Here is a 16,777-nt window from a genome sequence, read left to right on the forward strand (position 1 = left end):
TCGATTTTTATAAGGTGGCAACTGAATAACTTTTACCTTTGCAAGCCGCATTCTAATCTGTCAAGATGAATAAATACAGCAAAAGGCGAGAAGCCTTATTATACCACGCCAAGCCCACTCCGGGTAAAATCAAGGTTGTCCCGACAAAAAAATATGCCACCCAACGCGACCTGTCGCTGGCCTATTCGCCCGGTGTTGCCGAGCCTTGCCTTGAAATTGCCAAAGACGTCCAGAATGTCTATAAATATACGGCAAAAGGAAATCTTGTAGCTGTTATTACAAACGGAACTGCGGTTTTGGGACTCGGCGATATTGGACCCGAAGCTTCCAAACCTGTCATGGAAGGTAAGGCATTGCTGTTCAAGATTTTTGCCGATATAGATGTGTTCGATATTGAAATCGATACCAAAAACATAGATGAATTCGTAGATACGGTCAAACGGATTTCGCCCACTTTTGGTGGAATCAACCTCGAAGATATCAAAGCGCCCGAGTCGTTCGAAATAGAAAGACGCCTCAAAGAAGAACTGAATATTCCGGTCATGCACGACGACCAGCATGGAACCGCAATCATTTCGTCTGCGGCTTTGCTTAATGCATTGGAACTCGCCGAAAAGAAAATCGAAGCTGTAAAAATCGTGGTTTCGGGAGCAGGATCGGCGGCTTTGGCTTGTGCCAACCTGTACGTTCTGCTTGGTGTGCGTGCAGAAAATATCATCATGTTCGACAAAGACGGATTGATATCGACGTTACGGACAGATTTATCTGATTTGCAAAAAAGATACGCCAAAGACCGAGACGGACTTACCTTATCTGACTCACTTGAAAATGCTGATGTTTTCCTCGGATTATCTGCCGGAAACATCCTGACTCCGGAAATGTTGCTCAAGATGGCCGCGAATCCAATCGTTTTTGCCATGGCGAACCCGATTCCGGAAATCGATTACAACGTCGCGATCCAAACGCGCAGTGACATTATCATGGCAACCGGGCGTTCCGATCATCCGAACCAGGTCAACAACGTACTTGGTTTTCCATATATTTTCCGTGGGGCGCTTGATGTTCGGGCGACGAAAATCAACGAAGAAATGAAGATGGCCGCCGTGAAAGCACTTGCGGCATTGGCCAAGGAATCGGTGCCGGAACAGGTGAACATCGCTTACAACGAGACCAAGCTTAATTTCGGGCGCGACTATATCATTCCGAAACCTTTCGATCCGAGGCTTATCACAACCGTTGCTCCGGCCGTTGCTCTCGCTGCAATGGAATCTGGCGTGGCATTGCATCCGATTCACGACTGGACAAAATATGAAGAGGAACTGCTTGACAGATTAGGTTCCGATAATAAAATGGTGCGCCTGTTGGCCAACCGTGCCAAGAACGATCCAAAGCGCGTCGTCTTTGCCGAAGCCGACCAGCTCGATGTGCTCAAGGCGGCCCAGATTGTACACGAAGAAGGAATCGCCCATCCGATATTGCTCGGAAACCGCGATACCATTGTGGAATTGATGGAAGAACTCGGGTTCGATGCGCAAATTCCTATTTTCGATCCCAAGACCAATACCGAAGACAAACGCAGGCTGCATTACGCCGAAATGTACTGGAAAGACCGTCAACGCCGCGGAGTTTCATTGCTCGATGCCCAAAAGTGGATGCGCGAACGCAACTATTTCGGGGCCATGATGGTTAACGAAGGAGAAGCCGATGCCATGCTGACGGGTTATTCGAGAAACTATCCGGCGACCGTAAAACCGATTTTACAGCTTATAGATCGTGCGCCAGGCATTTCGCTTGTCGCCACGACGAATATGATGATGACGGCACGCGGGCCGATGTTTTTGTCCGATACCGCTATAAATCCGGATCCGACCGCTGATCAACTTGCTAAAATCGCCTTGATGACGGCAAAGACAGTCCGGCTTTTTGGGATGGAACCTGTGATTGCGATGATTTCGTTTTCGAACTTCGGTTCTTCGGCCGATCCTGCTGCCAGAAAAGTTCGGGATGCCGTGAACTATCTGCATAAATACTATCCTGATCTGATTGTGGACGGTGAATTGCAGGCCGATTTCGCCCTTAACCAGGAAATGCTCAAAAAGAAATTTCCATTCTCCAAACTCGCCGATAAAAAGGTCAATACGATGATTTTCCCTGATTTGGCATCGGCTAACATCACCTATAAACTTTTAAAGGAGCTTGATAACGTGGAATCTGTAGGGCCAATCATGCTTGGTCTTGACAAGGCAGTCCACATTTTCCAGCTCGGGGCAAGTGTCGAAGAAATGGTTTCTATGGCCACGGTAGCCGTTGTCGACGCACAGGAAAAACAAAAAAGATTGCGCAATCTGATCGTAAAAAGCTAGAGAACCGCTCACAAAAGTTGCAGTTCAATAATTTTTATATCTTTGGGAATTACTTAACATTTGATGATCGCGCATATCCAGGGCAGATTGGTCGAGAAAACACCAACCGAAGTGGTCATAGACTGTGGCGGTGTGGGTTATCTTGTTAACATTTCCCTTCACACGTATTCCCTGTTGCCCGCTTCCGAAAACATACGGTTGTACACCCATCTCCAGATTCGTGAAGATGCGCATGTGCTATACGGTTTTGTAGAGAAATCAGAACGTGAACTGTTCCGGTTGCTTATTACTGTATCCGGCATTGGCGCCGGGATCGCGCGTACCATGTTGTCGTCGCTTGAACCAAAGCAAATCATTCGCGCATTGGCCAACGGTGATTCGGGAACCATACAGTCCATAAAAGGTATCGGGCTTAAAACCGCACAACGGGCCGTACTCGATTTACGTGACAAAGTGTTAAAACTATATGATATAGACGAAGTTTCCACGGCAGCCTACAATACGGGCAAGGATGAAGCGTTATCTGCTTTGGAAGTTTTGGGCTTTAACAAAAAATTGGCTGAGAAGGCATTGGAAAAGGCAATTGCTGCTAACCCTGATGCCACTGTAGAAGTGTTGATCAAAGCGGCGCTTAAAAACCTGTAATGAGATTGAAAACAGAATACCTTACGAAGATATATTACCGCGTTGCATTTATTTTCCTGCTGTTGCTTACCGGAGGTTTTTCTGGCTTTGCACAGGTTGTCGAAGAAGATGATACTCCCACAGATACTATCGGATACAATCAGGGAAAGCTCAATATGGGCAACCCGCCGAGCATCATAGAGGCTTATTCCTATGATCCGGTTACCGACAGATACATCTACACCAATACTTTCGACGGTTTCAACATCAATTACCCTATTATCTTAACGCCTGCCGAATATCAGGAACTCGTGACGCGTGAAAACATGCGCAAGTATTTCCAGGAAAAGTCAGATGCCATCGACGGTAAAAAGGAGGGTAGCGAAGATAAAAAGAAAGACTTGTTGCCGCGGTATTACGTCAATTCCGGGTTTTTCCAGTCGGTTTTTGGAAGTAATACCATAGATGTAAAGCCAACCGGGAATGTCGAAATGGATCTTGGTGTGCGCTACACCAAAACAGATAATCCAGCGCTTTCCCCGCGAAACCGTGCATCGACTACGTTTGATTTCGACCAGCGTATCAGCATGAGCCTTATGGGTAAAGTAGGGACGAGGCTTGCCGTGAACGTGAATTACGATACGGAATCGACATTCGCATTCCAGAATCTCATCAAGCTTGAATACACGCCGGACGAAGACGACATTCTCCAGAAAATCGAAGTCGGTAACGTGAGCCTTCCGCTAAGCAGTTCGTTGATCCGTGGCGCGCAGAGCCTTTTTGGCGTCAAGGCACAATTGCAGTTCGGGCGCACTACGGTTACGGGTGTTTTCTCGGAACAGAAATCACAGACCAAAACCGTAACAGCCCAAGGTGGCGGTACAATCCAGGATTTTGAATTGTTCGCGTTGGATTACGATTCGGACAGGCACTATTTCCTTTCCCAATATTTCCGCGATCATTATGACGATGCCATGCGGAATTATCCGTTTATCGACAGCCGCGTCCAGATTACGCGCATCGAAGTCTGGGTCACGAACAGGCAAAACCGTGTGGCCGGAACCAATAACAACATGCGTAACATTGTCGCGCTACAGGATTTGGGTGAATCCCAGCTTTCAGGGGAAGCCGTTTCTGACGTGGTTGTAATAAATCCGGTAACTCCGGCCACGTTCTTTACGCCCAACCAACCCGATTTGCCTCCGGACAACTCGAATAACCAGTACGATCCGGCCCTTATTACTGCAGGAGGCGGATTGCTCAATTCCAATATCCGTGAAATAGTGACGGCTTCGGCTGGTTTCAACTTTGCAACAGTAAGTGAAGGCCGTGATTATTCCAAGTTGGAGAATGCCAGGAAATTGACTACGGCTGAATTTACTTATCATCCGCAACTCGGTTATATCTCGCTTCAGCAAAAACTGTCGAACGATGAAGTACTTGCGGTTTCGTATCAGTATACCATTGGAAGCGAAGTGTACCAGGTTGGGGAATTCGGTACGGATGGTGTCGATGCTACCCAGGCCACAACAGATCCGAATACCGGTGAAACAGCCACGGTTTCCACACAGAGCCTTGTCCTTAAAATGCTTCGGAGCAGCCTGACGAATGTGAACATGCCGGTTTGGGATTTGATGATGAAAAATATTTATCAGATTCCCGGTGCTTTCCAGTTGGAACAGGAAGATTTCCGTTTCAACATTCTTTACACCGATCCGTCGCCACTCAACTATATTACGCCGGTTTCCGGAACACCTTTCCCTGCATCTCCGCCCGCGGATCCTGTAGCTGAGACACCTCTTTTGAAAGTGTTCAATATGGACCGATTGAATTACAATAACGATCCGCAGGTTGGCGGTGATGGTTTCTTTGATTATTTGCCCGGGCTTACTGTCGACACTCAGTATGGCCGGATCATTTTCTCTACCACACAACCTTTTGGTGAAACGCTTTTCAACAAATTAAGGCTTTCGAATACTGAAAATTACCAAGGAGACGAAACATCGCTCATCGCCTACAACGACAACCAGCGCAAGTACGTTTACAAACGAATGTATGAAAGCACACAGGCCGACGCATTGCAGCAAAGCGAGAAAAACAAATTCCAGCTTCGCGGACGCTTCAAATCAAGCGGAGGTGACGGAATTCCGATTGGGGCTTATAATGTGCCTCAAGGTTCCGTAGTCGTAACTGCCGGCGGACGTGTTTTGGTAGAAGGTGTCGATTACAGCGTAAACTATCAGTTGGGACGTGTCCAGATTCTCGATCCGTCATTGCAGGCATCGAACACGCCGATCGAAGTCTCGGTAGAGAACAATTCCAATTTCGGACAACAGACCCGTCGTTTCTTTGGAGTTAATGTCGAACATAAATTCTCGGAAAAATTCCTGCTTGGGGCGACCTTCCTGAAGATGACCGAAAAGCCGTTTACGCAAAAGTCGAACTACGGACAGGAATCTGTCAACAACAGTATTTTTGGCGTCAATGGAAATTATGCGACCGAAGTTCCGTTCCTGACGCGAATGGTGAACCACCTTCCGAATATCGATACGGATGTTCCTTCTAATATTTCGGTCCGTGCAGAAGTGGCATTCCTTAAGCCAGATACCCCAAAAGCTGACCGCTTTGAAGGAGAATCTACCTTGTACGTAGATGACTTTGAAGGTTCTCAAACCACTATTGACATGAGATCGCCGTTATCTTGGTCTTTGTCGTCTACACCGGAAAACAACAACAATCCGGATCCGGACCTGAATTTCAACTTCAACGCATCGGCAACAGGGCTTGAATATGGTTTCAAACGGGCGAAACTTTCCTGGTACACTATCGATCCGATCTTTTATGCCCAGCGGCCTACAGGTATTTCTGCACAGGAAATAGGGTATAATAGCACAAGACGTATCTATTACGATGAGCTATATCCGGATACAGACATTGCGGTAGGACAAACAACGGTGGTAAGCACACTGGATCTTAGCTATTATCCACAGGCACGTGGGCCGTTCAATTACAACCCACAGGCGGCATCTACGGGCGTGCTACCTGATCCGTCATCGAATTTCGGCGGAATCATGCGTGCCCTGAATTCGACGAATTTTGAGCAGAGCAACGTAGAATATGTACAGTTCTGGGTAATGGATCCGTACTTCGATCAGGGAAATCCAGACCAACAGGCATCTGCCGGCAATACGGGAACCTTGTTCATTGACCTTGGTGCCATTTCTGAAGACATACTTAAAGACGGGCGCAAGCAATTTGAAAACGGTCTCGGGCCTGGCCAGGTTGTAACGGCTACGCAATGGGGTAATGTGCCTGCTTCCCAGTCACTTATTTATGCATTCGATGTCGACGGCGGGAACCGTGAAGCCCAGGATTTAGGTTTTGACGGACTTACCGACGATCAGGAAGCGGTTACTTTTCCGGAGTTTGCAGGTTTGCCCGATCCATCTGGCGACAACTATCAATATTATCTCAATGTAGAAGGAAACGTCATTGAGCGGTACCTGAATTACAACGGAACTCAAGGCAACTCTCCGGTAACAGTGGGTGATACGAACCGCGGATCTACCACGCTTCCGGATATTGAAGACGTGAACCGGGACAATACCATGAATACCATCAATGCGTATTTTGAGTATGCGGTCAAAATGTATCCGAATATGAACGTGGGTGATGCCAACGCACCTTTCCTTGTCGATAAACGTACAACGCCTGCCACGAATCTTCCGAGCGGTGCAAATGCGACCTCGGCGAACTGGCTTTTGTTCAAAATTCCGGTCTCGACAGAAATGGTCCAACGCATTGGAGGTATATCAGATTTCCGCACGGTACAGTTCATGCGTATGTTCCTTACCGGATTCTCTGAGCCAGTCACGCTTCGTTTTGGAGCCCTTGATTTGGTTCGGGGTGAATGGAGAAGATATACAGGTGTTCTCGATACGGATACCGATAACAGCCTCGACCAGACCAATTTTGACGTACAGGCATTGAACATCCAGGAAAACGGGACGCGTTGTCCGGTGAATTATGTTTCTCCTCCGAATGTTCAACGGGAACAATTATACCAAAACAATTCGGTCATCAATCAGAACGAACAGGCACTTGCGTTGCGTGTGGATGGCCAGGGCGGAATAGAGCCGGGTGATGCACGTTCGGTATTCAAGAACGTCCAGGTAGATTTCCGTCAGTTCAAGAAACTCAAAATGTTCCTTCATGCCGAGGCGATCGCCGATAATGGATCTGGATTGAACGACAATGAAATGGTGGCTTTCATTCGTTTTGGTAACGACTTTTCACAGAACTTTTACGAAGTACAGGTTCCGCTCAAAGTGACACAGGCTACGTATAATAGTTCTACCGGCACCTGTCTTCCGCTAAATTCGGAAGAAGTCTGGCCGGAAGCAAACAACATGGATCTGAGCCTTGATTTGCTGACCAAATTGAAGGTGTTGGCTCTAAGTCCGTCGACCGCTCCGCCCGCAGATGCTACCGGAATTCGTTTTGTACGTGAAGGAGATTTGGATGCATCACGTGCCGGAGCCGATAATGAATTGCGTATCGGTATCAAAGGAAATCCGAACTTTGGTTTGGTGCGGACCATTATGATCGGTATCCGTAACAATACACAGGATCCGCAGATTCCAAGAAACGGTGCGCCAACCATTGCACGCGACATTCGCGGTGAAGTGTGGTTCAACGAATTACGACTTGCCGACATGGATAATAAAGGCGGATGGGCCGGTGTGGTGAGCATGGATTCGAATGTGGCCGATTTCATGACCGTTTCCGGAACCGGAAGAATCAGTACCATAGGTTTCGGATCTCTCGAACAAGGCCCGAATGAACGCAGCCGTGAAGATCTAAAGCAGTACAATATTGTCACCAATGTCAATCTGGGTAAGTTGCTTCCGAAGAAATGGGGCGTGAACCTGCCATTCAATTACGCCATAGGTGAAGAGACCAGTACGCCAAAGTACGATCCGTATTATCAGGATATCGAACTTCAGCAATTGCTTGACAATACGGCCGATGCCAACGAACGGGCGAACCTTAAAAACCGCGCCATTGATTATACGAAGCGTTCAAGCATCAACTTTATCGGCGTGCGGAAAGAACGTGCGCCGGAACAAAAGCAGCGTATTTACGATCCGGAAAACCTCACCCTATCGTATTCCTATAACGAAGTCAACAGGCATAATTATGAAATCGAGAGTTACATTGATCAACAGGTAAGCGCAACCGCCGATTATAATTATAGCTTCCAGCCGAAGCCTGTCGAGCCGTTCAAAAACAGCAAATACCTCAAAAAGTCGAGTTACTGGAAAATGCTTCAGGATTTTAATTTCAACTACCTGCCGTCCAGTTTGACATTCAACTCTAATGTATTACGCCAGTACAACAAACAGCAGTTCCGTAATGTAGATGTGGACGGAATTCCAATCGATGCCTTGTATCAGCGGAATTACTTATTCAACTATCAATACGGCTTCAATTTCAACCTGACCAAATCGCTTAAGATCAATTACAATGCGACTTCAAGCCATGTCGTGAGGAATTACATAGACGAAAACAATGTTCCCGACAATTCAATTACGGTTTGGGACGATTTCTTCTCGGTCGGGATACCGAATCAGCACAACCAGCAACTTGTTGTCAACTATGATTTGCCGCTGTATAAACTGCCGTTCCTGAGTTTCCTTAAAACCACGTATTCTTACACGGGCGATTACAGTTGGAACCGCGCCTCCATTGCGTTGTCATCTGTTGAAGTTGACGGGGTGAATTACAATTTGGGGAATACGATCCAGAATGCCGCTTCGCATAAAATCAATGCGGCCTTGAACATGGAAAGTTTCTATAAATACATCGGTTTGGTCAAGAAGCCTAAAAAAGCACCTGCAAAACCTGCCGCCGCACCAAAACCGGGCGAAAAAATCACCAATACCAATGTTGCTCCCGCTCAGGACAGCAATATGTGGCTTGACGGACTTATCGGAGTGGCAACCAGTATCAAGAATATCCAGCTCAATTATGTCGATACGAGAGGTACGGTGCTTCCGGGTTATGTTCCGGGACTTGGTTTCTTTGGAACGTCAAAGCCGACTTTGGGCTTCGTTTTCGGTTCCCAGGATGACGTGCGTTATGAAGCTGCCAAAAGGGGTTATCTGACCACATATCAGGAGTTCAACCAGAATTACACCGAAGTCACTAACAAAACACTTGATTTTACTGCGAATATCGATTTGTTCCCGGATCTCAAGATCGACCTTACCGGAAACAGGACGTATGCCGATAATTATTCAGAGCAATACGATGTAGGTGATGATGAAAGAACGGTCGGCATAATCGAAACAGATCATTACAACTCACGTTCGCCTTACTCTTTCGGAAACTTCTCGATCACGACGGTCATGTTAAAGACGTCGTTCAAGAAAAGCGATGAATTCGAATCGTCGCCGTTCCAGGATTTCCGTGACAACCGAATCATTATCGCCAACCGACTTGCAACCCAATATTACGGAACCACGAGTTTCCCGGTTGGGGCAGATGGTTTTCCTGTAGGTTTCGGAAAGAACAGCCAGGCCGTATTGTTGCCTGCATTCATGGCCGCATATACGGGTACAGGTTTGCTTAACTCGGGTTATGGGGAAGCGGCCAACAAAGTTTCGCTAGGTTCTTTCCGCGATGTGCCTATCCCGAACTGGACTATCAAGTATTCCGGTTTGATGCGCTATAAATTCTTCAAGGACCGGTTCAAGCGCTTCTCGTTGCAGTCAAGCTATCGGGCGTCTTACACGATCAACTCATTCCGTTCCAATTTCGAATACGACCAGAACCCGAATGGAACCGATACAGGCGGTAACTTTTTCAACAAGACCATCATTTCGAACGTCAACCTCGTAGAGCAGTTCAACCCGTTGATGCGTGTGGATTTCGAAATGAAGAACTCGTTCAAGTTTTTGGCCGAACTTAAAAAAGACCGCGCCTTATCCATGAGTTTCGACAATAACCTGCTTACTGAAGTTCAGGGAATGGAATATGTGCTCGGATTGGGATATCGGGTGAAAGATGTAACCATTACTTCGAGAATGGCCGATGATCCGAGCGGTGTCATCCGCAGCGACATCAACATCAAGCTCGACGGATCGTACCGAAACAACAAAACCATCGTCCGAAACCTTGATTACGATAACAACCAGATTGGAGGCGGACAGAACATATGGGCCGCGAAACTAACGGCCGATTATTCCTTCAGTAAAAACCTGACGCTGATTTTCTATTACGATCACCAATTCAGCAAGGCCGTCATTTCTACTTCGTTCCCAATGACCAACATTCGCGCGGGCTTTACGCTCAGATATAATTTCGGTAACTAAGAATTGGCTCAAAACATTTTATAATACCGTCGTAAAAGCTACATTTGCGCGACTAACATAATACACAACCTATGAACATCCCGGCTGAATTAAAGTACACCAAAGATCACGAATGGGCGCGCCTTGAAGGTGACGTCGCCACTATCGGAATTACAGATTTCGCTCAAAAAGAACTCGGCGACATCGTATACGTAGAAGTGGAAACACTTGACCAGACGCTGGAAAAAGACGAAATTTTCGGAACTGTGGAAGCTGTAAAAACCGTTTCAGATTTATTCCTTCCGCTTGCCGGTGAAATCGTCGGGTTCAATGAGGAGCTTGAAACCAAGCCGGAACTCGTGAATTCTGATCCTTACGGAAAAGGCTGGATGATTCAGGTAAAAGTTGCTGATGTGGCCGATTTTGAATCGCTGCTATCTGCCGATGCCTACAAAGACCTTATCGGTGCCTAAAAAAATCTGGCTTGTCGCGGCATGGACGTGGACTATTTTTGTCCTGGTGCTTTGCCTGATAAGTTTCAATGATTTGCCTAATGTCACGGTTTCGAATGTAGATAAATACGTTCACCTGACCTTCCATTTTATATTTACCATATTATGGTTTAAGGTTTTTGATTCGGAAAATACGACAGCGTTTTGGCCGAAACTTGTTAAGGTGATGTTGTTATCGCTTTTCTTTGGAATTTTCATCGAGATTGCCCAAGGTCTTTTTACCAAAACAAGACAAGCCGATGTCATGGACGTACTTGCCAATTTTTCAGGTTGCCTGATAGCTGTCATGACGTTGTTCGGCATACGGTTTCTGGGTCGAAAATAAATTCTGATAGTAAGAATGAGAAAGATTTACGCTGTATTGCTTATTTGTAGTTTCCTGCCGGTCTTTGCACAGACGCAACGGGCTCCGGTTTATCCCGGATGCGAATCAGAAAATGAGGCCCAACGTGAAGCCTGTTTTTACAATAAGGTACAACAGGTTGTCTTTGAAAGTTTCAAAGTTCCCCAGGATGTTGCCGCCGATTATTCCGGAATGGCGACCGTGCTTTTTGAAGTTACTGATAAAGGCGAGTTCAAGGTTCTTTTTGTAGATTCAGACAAGCCGTCGGTTGCAGAAGAATCCAAACGCGTTTTTGCCACATTGCCTAAAGTTTCGCCGGCTACCTTTAACGGTAAAACGACTTATCAGAAGTATACGCTTCGTATTGCCATTCCGCTTGTCGACCCCAAAGAAATGAATGTGCAGGATTTGAGTAAGCCAGTGGTTCTTCCTTCAGGCATGGTTCAACCTAAGCCTAAAAAACCGAAAATCGATCATTCAAAGGAGCTCGCCGAATTCGACAGTGTCGCCAAAACATATAAAAAGTGGGATAATCCGCAGTTCAGGAGTCATTTGAACATTCCGTTCTCGCATAGCTACTATGCTCAGTTCGATGATGCCATGAACCAGATTGGCGCCAATAACCATACGGCTTCAAAACCTTATGCCTATGCCGATGTCAACAGATATTACAATCTTGAGACGGCTTACCAAAAGATAGCCAAAAATAAAACGGGTTGGTGGGGACGTAAACTCTGGAACGAAAGCACCGTTCAAATCCAGGGCGAGGATTACTGGTTTACGTTGAACCCGATTCTGGATCTTCAATTGGGTAAAAGTTCATCAGATAAAGTCGATAATACATTTGTAAATACACGCGGAATCAGGCTTGAAGGCGGTTTGGGTGAAAACATCAACTTCACCACGACTATATATGAAAGTCAGGGCCGGTTCGCGGATTATTACAACGCCTATGCGGAATCGATAAAGCCTTCTGGTGGAAATCCGGCGATTATTCCGGGAATGGGTATTGCCAAAGGTTTCAAGGACGATGCGTATGATTTTCCCCTTGCAGAAGCAAACCTCTCATACACACCGGCAAAATTCCTCAACCTGAACCTTGGTTACGGCCGTAATTTCATTGGCGATGGTTACCGGTCGTTGCTTTTGGGCGATGGTGTGAGTCCGTATCCGTATTTTAAGATCAACACGACTTTCTGGAAAATCAAGTATACCAATGTCTACACCTGGCTCAAAGATGTACGTCCGGAGGCAACCGTAGATGGAACATATGCCACTAAATTCTCGGCAGCCCATTACCTGAGCCTTAACCTGACCAAACGCTGGAACATCGGTTTCTTTGAGTCGGTGGTTTGGGCGAGAGATGAGAATCGGGGGTTTGATATGAGTTTCATCAATCCGATAATATTTTACCGCTCAGTGGAATTTGCATCGTCTTCAAAATCAGGAAATGCTTTGCTCGCGCTTACAACCAAATATAAATTCACGAATCAGTTTAATTTCTACGCCCAATATCTGCTTGATGAGTTTTCTTTAGCCGATATGAAGTCAGGCGATAAGAGCTGGAAGAATAAATTCGGGTATCAGCTTGGGCTGAAGTATTTTAATGCATTCGATATCGATCACCTGACGCTTCAGATGGAATACAACCGGGTTCGTCCGTATGTTTATTCACACAGTGATCCAATTACAAATTACGGACACAACAACCAAAGCCTCGGCCATAATTGGGGTTCAAATTTTCAGGAATTACTGGTGATCGCCAGATATAATTACGGACGTTACTTTGCCGATGTCAAGTTCACCTTCGGCCAAAGAGGTTTTGATTTTGACACAAGCGAAGATTCGTATAACTACGGCAGCAACATTTACAAGAACTATACGGAAGGGCGGCCATATGATACAGGTGTAAAAGTTGGACAGGGAAATCGTGCCGATGTTTTCTTTACCGATATCCAGGCGGGTTATCTTGTAAATCCGGCCACAAATCTTAAGCTTTATGCGAGTTTTATCTATCGCAGTTTTGAACCGAAGACAGATACGGCTTTAGTTTTCGGAGAGAATACGGCCTGGTTTTCCATTGGGTTAAGATCTGATGTGTTTAACTGGTATTTCGATTACTAAGCTGTACTATTAAAGATTTGAAGTGCATCGAATTCGACGAAACTTTAATGTCGCAGTTTTCTGGCTGGACTCGTAGTACAAATTTAATGGCTGGTTGTCCTATGTATAAAAACTACCGCTTATGAAAACCAAACACGCCTTATTTATTCTGATTGCCGGAATTTGTCTTGATTTTCCGGGCGCGATGATGAAAATCATGCATTATCCGTATGCCCATGAAGTTTTGTTTGCGGCAATGGTCATTAAAATTGTCGGATTTGTTTTGCTCACGTATAAAGTGGTCAAAAACCCAAAAGTCCGGGAATTCTTCAATTCCTGATTGTAACGGCGGCAAAAGATATTTTTATGATTAAATAAAATCCAACAATCCCTTTTGCCATTACCTTTTCCCAACGTACCTTTGCGCGATTTTGAGCCAAATGAAAACCGCATTGGACGCACCCGTAACCTCTTTTTCCGTTAAATCTGCCTTTGCCGATTTCAAGGCGATTACCAAAGCCGGGCTTGCCATCAGTGTCTTGTTTTCGTCTATTGCGGGTTATCTTCTGGGTTTTAGCGACAGCCATCCGTTTCGGTGGAGTATTTTGATAATGCTCATTATTGGCGGCTATTGCATGGTCGGCGCTTCGAATGCCTTTAACCAGGTCATTGAAAAAGACATCGATGCCTTGATGGACCGAACCAAAAACAGGCCTGTTCCAGCCGGAAGAATGTCTGTAACTACGGCTCTTTCGATCGCTTTCCTGCTGACACTGACCGGAATTATCCTTCTGTATCTGATCAACCCCAAAACAGCCATGTTCGGGGCGATTTCCATCTTTTTATACACATGCGTTTATACGCCTTTGAAAACGGTAACGCCACTGTCGGTTTTCGTCGGTGCCTTTCCGGGCGCGATACCGTTCATGTTAGGCTGGGTTGCCGCTACGGGCAATTTCGGGATTGAGGCCGGAACGCTTTTCCTGATTCAGTTTTTCTGGCAATTCCCGCATTTCTGGTCCATCGGATGGTTTTTGTACGACGATTACGAAAAGGCGAATATCTTTATGCTGCCGACGGGTAAACGCGATAATTCAACCGCTTTACAGACTATTTTATATACGGTTTGGCTCATTGTGGCTTCGTTGCTTCCGGCTTCCGGTTACACAGGCCAATTTTATATCACACATTGGTCGGCGGCAGTCGTGTTGCTGATGGGATTGTGGATGCTGGTATATGCCGTCAAACTGTACAGACTCCGGACTCCAAAAGCTGCCAAAGCACTCATGTTGGCGAGTGTTTCCTATATTTCGCTGGTGCAGATCGTATACGTCCTTGATAAATTTCTGAGATAATGACAAATAATGCAATGACCGTTGAGGAACATAAGGCACGCAAGGAACGCTCGGCAAAGCTGATCCTTTGGTTCGCGATGATTTCCATGTTTATGATGTTCGCCGGATTGACGAGCGCATTCCTCGTAAGCAAAGGCCGCGCTGACTGGATCAAGGATTTCCAAATGCCGACCGCTTTTTATGCGAGTACTGCGGTTATATTGACATGCAGTTTTATGATGCATTGGGCGCTGGTATCTGTGCGTAAAGGAAAGCATACTTCTGCAACAGGTGCTTTGTTGGCGACTTTTTTGCTTGGTCTTGCGTTCTTTTTCCTGCAATTCCAAGGCTTCAGACAAATAATCCAGATGGGTTATTACTTTACCGGGCAGGCAAGCAGTATAACTACTACTTTTCTGTATGTTGTTGCATTAGTGCATCTTGCGCACGTATTGGGCGGTATGATTTCGCTCCTCGTTATAATTTATAATCATTTTAAACAAAAATATAAGCCGGGTCAAACCCTTGGAATTGAGCTAGGTGCTACGTACTGGCATTTTCTCGATTTTTTATGGTTATTCCTGTTTTTATTTTTGTCCTTCTTTAAATAAAAAAAATCCCTTAAATTTGGGAACTTTTTAACGCAAACACATATATGGACGCGACAGTTACGCACGGTAGTGAAACAAAGGTCTGGGGTGGAGGAAACGAGCCCATGGGAGCCAGTTATGGCAAGCTGATGATGTGGTTTTTCATCGTGTCAGATGCCCTGACATTTTCCGGATTCCTCGCTGCTTACGGTTTTTCCCGTTTCAAATTCATCGAGACCTGGCCGTTGCCGGATGAAGTATTTACCCACTTTCCGTTCTTGCATGGTCAAAATTTGCCTATGTACTATGTGGCGTTGATGACGTTCATCCTGATTTTCTCGTCGGTGACCATGGTTTTGGCGGTTGATGCCGGACATCAGATGAAGCAGCGTAAGGTTGCTTTTTATATGTTGCTGACTATTATCGGAGGTTTGATATTCGTTGGGTCACAGGCCTGGGAGTGGAAAAACTTCATCAAAGGTGAATACGGAGCCGTCGAAACAAAAGGCGGAAGCTTGCTGCAATTCGTAAAAGAAGGTCCGGATCATAAAATCGAGCGTGTAAAACTGGAGGACTTTGTGGTCCAATTGCCAGAGGAACGCCAGGAACTGACACGTAGCCGCGGTATGTGGTTCATGAAAGAGCAAGAAACTCTGCCTACCTATTCTGTCGCAGAAGTACAGGCGGCTTTCAAAGCGCATCCAGAACTTCTTGTTCGTACCGAGAGAATTTACCAGGGAACAAAAGAAGATGTTGCCAATACTAAACTTCAGGCTGGCGTAAACAAAGTCAAGCATAAAGAAGTGCTGACCCGTGAAGCTTCACTTGAAATGGTCGGTAACGCTCACATGGTAGTTGAAGGTGCTAATCTTTGGAGAAACGAATACGGAAGTAAGCTGTTCGCAGATTTCTTCTTCTTTATTACCGGTTTCCACGGTTTCCACGTTTTCTCAGGAGTTATCATCAATATCATCATCTTCCTCAATGTACTTTTGGGAACGTATGAAAAAAGACGTTCGTACGAAATGGTCGAAAAAGTCGGTTTATACTGGCACTTCGTTGACCTTGTATGGGTTTTCGTTTTCACATTCTTCTATCTGGTTTAATAAAATATAGTTATGTCACACGACTCTCACGAACATGTATCTAATTTGGGCAGGATCTGGAAAGTATTCGGAATTCTGTCTGTAATTACAACTGTCGAAGTAGCTTTGGGTATTGTTAAGCCAGATGCACTTCACATGCACACATTGCTTGGAATGAATTTGCTTAACTGGATTTTCATTATCCTGACCATTGTCAAAGCCTATTACATCGTTTGGGCATTTATGCACATGGAAGGTGAAAAAGCAAGTTTGCGTTGGTCTGTTGTGGCTACTGTAATCTTCCTGATTTTGTATCTGATTTTCATTCTCCTTGTTGAAGGAGATTATATCTACGGTGTTTTTGCGAATTCCACGATTAAATGGAATTTTTAACAACATAATAATTCTATAATTAAGGCGGTTTGATACCGCCTTTTTTTATTTTTGTACCCGCAATCCGAGGCTCAT

11 protein-coding genes are annotated in these 16,777 nt (G+C 45.6%); all 11 read left to right on the top strand.

Features of this window, described 5'->3' with window-relative positions; all coding sequences use genetic code 11:
• The first annotated feature begins 65 nt into the window (after nt 1-65).
• The 11 genes from G6047_RS03565 (at nt 66) to G6047_RS03615 (ending at nt 16,702) form a co-directional block, all read left to right on the top strand.
• Nucleotides 66-2,363 carry an NADP-dependent malic enzyme gene (locus G6047_RS03565; protein WP_169526103.1) on the top strand — a complete coding sequence of 766 codons (2,298 nt, stop codon included), beginning with the start codon at nt 66-68 and terminating at the stop codon, nt 2,361-2,363.
• A 63-nt stretch (nt 2,364-2,426) separates the two neighbouring features.
• On the top strand, nt 2,427-3,008 hold the full coding sequence (ruvA, locus tag G6047_RS03570) for a Holliday junction branch migration protein RuvA (RefSeq protein ID WP_169526104.1): 582 nt from the start codon (nt 2,427-2,429) through the stop codon (nt 3,006-3,008).
• Nucleotides 3,008-10,363, top strand: a complete 7,356-nt coding sequence (gene sov / locus G6047_RS03575) for a T9SS outer membrane translocon Sov/SprA (protein WP_169526105.1) — start codon at nt 3,008-3,010, stop codon at nt 10,361-10,363. Before ruvA ends, sov begins: the two co-directional genes overlap by 1 nt.
• 71 nt (nt 10,364-10,434) lie before the next feature.
• Nucleotides 10,435-10,815 (top strand): glycine cleavage system protein GcvH, encoded by a 381-nt coding sequence (gene gcvH, locus G6047_RS03580; protein ID WP_169526106.1) that lies wholly within the window; start codon nt 10,435-10,437, stop codon nt 10,813-10,815.
• On the top strand, nt 10,787-11,179 hold the full coding sequence (locus G6047_RS03585; RefSeq protein WP_169526107.1) for a VanZ family protein: 393 nt from the start codon (nt 10,787-10,789) through the stop codon (nt 11,177-11,179). The genes gcvH and G6047_RS03585 overlap by 29 nt, the downstream gene beginning before the upstream one ends.
• A gap of 15 nt (nt 11,180-11,194) precedes the next feature.
• A complete protein-coding gene (locus G6047_RS03590; protein ID WP_169526108.1) occupies nt 11,195-13,321 on the top strand; it encodes a gliding motility protein RemB in 2,127 nt (708 codons plus the stop codon).
• 121 nt (nt 13,322-13,442) lie between these two features.
• Nucleotides 13,443-13,640 carry a GldL-related protein gene (locus G6047_RS03595; protein ID WP_169526109.1) on the top strand — a complete coding sequence of 66 codons (198 nt, stop codon included), beginning with the start codon at nt 13,443-13,445 and terminating at the stop codon, nt 13,638-13,640.
• Between the two features lie 100 nt (nt 13,641-13,740).
• Entirely contained in the window at nt 13,741-14,655 is a 915-nt protein-coding gene (gene cyoE, locus G6047_RS03600; RefSeq protein ID WP_169526110.1) for a heme o synthase, read from the top strand.
• Nucleotides 14,655-15,245 carry a cytochrome c oxidase subunit 3 gene (locus G6047_RS03605; RefSeq protein WP_235946487.1) on the top strand — a complete coding sequence of 197 codons (591 nt, stop codon included), beginning with the start codon at nt 14,655-14,657 and terminating at the stop codon, nt 15,243-15,245. Before cyoE ends, G6047_RS03605 begins: the two co-directional genes overlap by 1 nt.
• A gap of 44 nt (nt 15,246-15,289) precedes the next feature.
• Nucleotides 15,290-16,330, top strand: coding sequence for a cytochrome c oxidase subunit 3 (locus G6047_RS03610; RefSeq protein WP_169526111.1), 1,041 nt, complete (start codon nt 15,290-15,292; stop codon nt 16,328-16,330).
• 12 nt (nt 16,331-16,342) lie between these two features.
• Nucleotides 16,343-16,702, top strand: a complete 360-nt coding sequence (locus tag G6047_RS03615; RefSeq protein WP_169526112.1) for a cytochrome C oxidase subunit IV family protein — start codon at nt 16,343-16,345, stop codon at nt 16,700-16,702.
• The last annotated feature ends 75 nt before the right edge of the window (nt 16,703-16,777 follow it).

Origin of the sequence: Flavobacterium silvaticum (assembly GCF_012911565.1) — a bacterium.
Taxonomy (GTDB): domain Bacteria; phylum Bacteroidota; class Bacteroidia; order Flavobacteriales; family Flavobacteriaceae; genus Flavobacterium; species Flavobacterium silvaticum.

Excerpts from the sequence above, each read along its gene's own strand:
- cyoE (WP_169526110.1), top strand. The coding sequence starts at position 13,741 with ATGAAAACCGCATTGGACGCACCCGTAACCTCTTTTTCCGTTAAATCT.
- ruvA (WP_169526104.1), top strand. The coding sequence starts at position 2,427 with ATGATCGCGCATATCCAGGGCAGATTGGTCGAGAAAACACCAACCGAA.
- G6047_RS03610 (WP_169526111.1), top strand. The coding sequence starts at position 15,290 with ATGGACGCGACAGTTACGCACGGTAGTGAAACAAAGGTCTGGGGTGGA.
- gcvH (WP_169526106.1), top strand. The coding sequence starts at position 10,435 with ATGAACATCCCGGCTGAATTAAAGTACACCAAAGATCACGAATGGGCG.
- G6047_RS03615 (WP_169526112.1), top strand. The coding sequence starts at position 16,343 with ATGTCACACGACTCTCACGAACATGTATCTAATTTGGGCAGGATCTGG.
- G6047_RS03605 (WP_235946487.1), top strand. The coding sequence starts at position 14,655 with ATGACAAATAATGCAATGACCGTTGAGGAACATAAGGCACGCAAGGAA.
- sov (WP_169526105.1), top strand. The coding sequence starts at position 3,008 with ATGAGATTGAAAACAGAATACCTTACGAAGATATATTACCGCGTTGCA.
- G6047_RS03565 (WP_169526103.1), top strand. The coding sequence starts at position 66 with ATGAATAAATACAGCAAAAGGCGAGAAGCCTTATTATACCACGCCAAG.
- G6047_RS03590 (WP_169526108.1), top strand. The coding sequence starts at position 11,195 with ATGAGAAAGATTTACGCTGTATTGCTTATTTGTAGTTTCCTGCCGGTC.
- G6047_RS03595 (WP_169526109.1), top strand. The coding sequence starts at position 13,443 with ATGAAAACCAAACACGCCTTATTTATTCTGATTGCCGGAATTTGTCTT.
- G6047_RS03585 (WP_169526107.1), top strand. The coding sequence starts at position 10,787 with ATGCCTACAAAGACCTTATCGGTGCCTAAAAAAATCTGGCTTGTCGCG.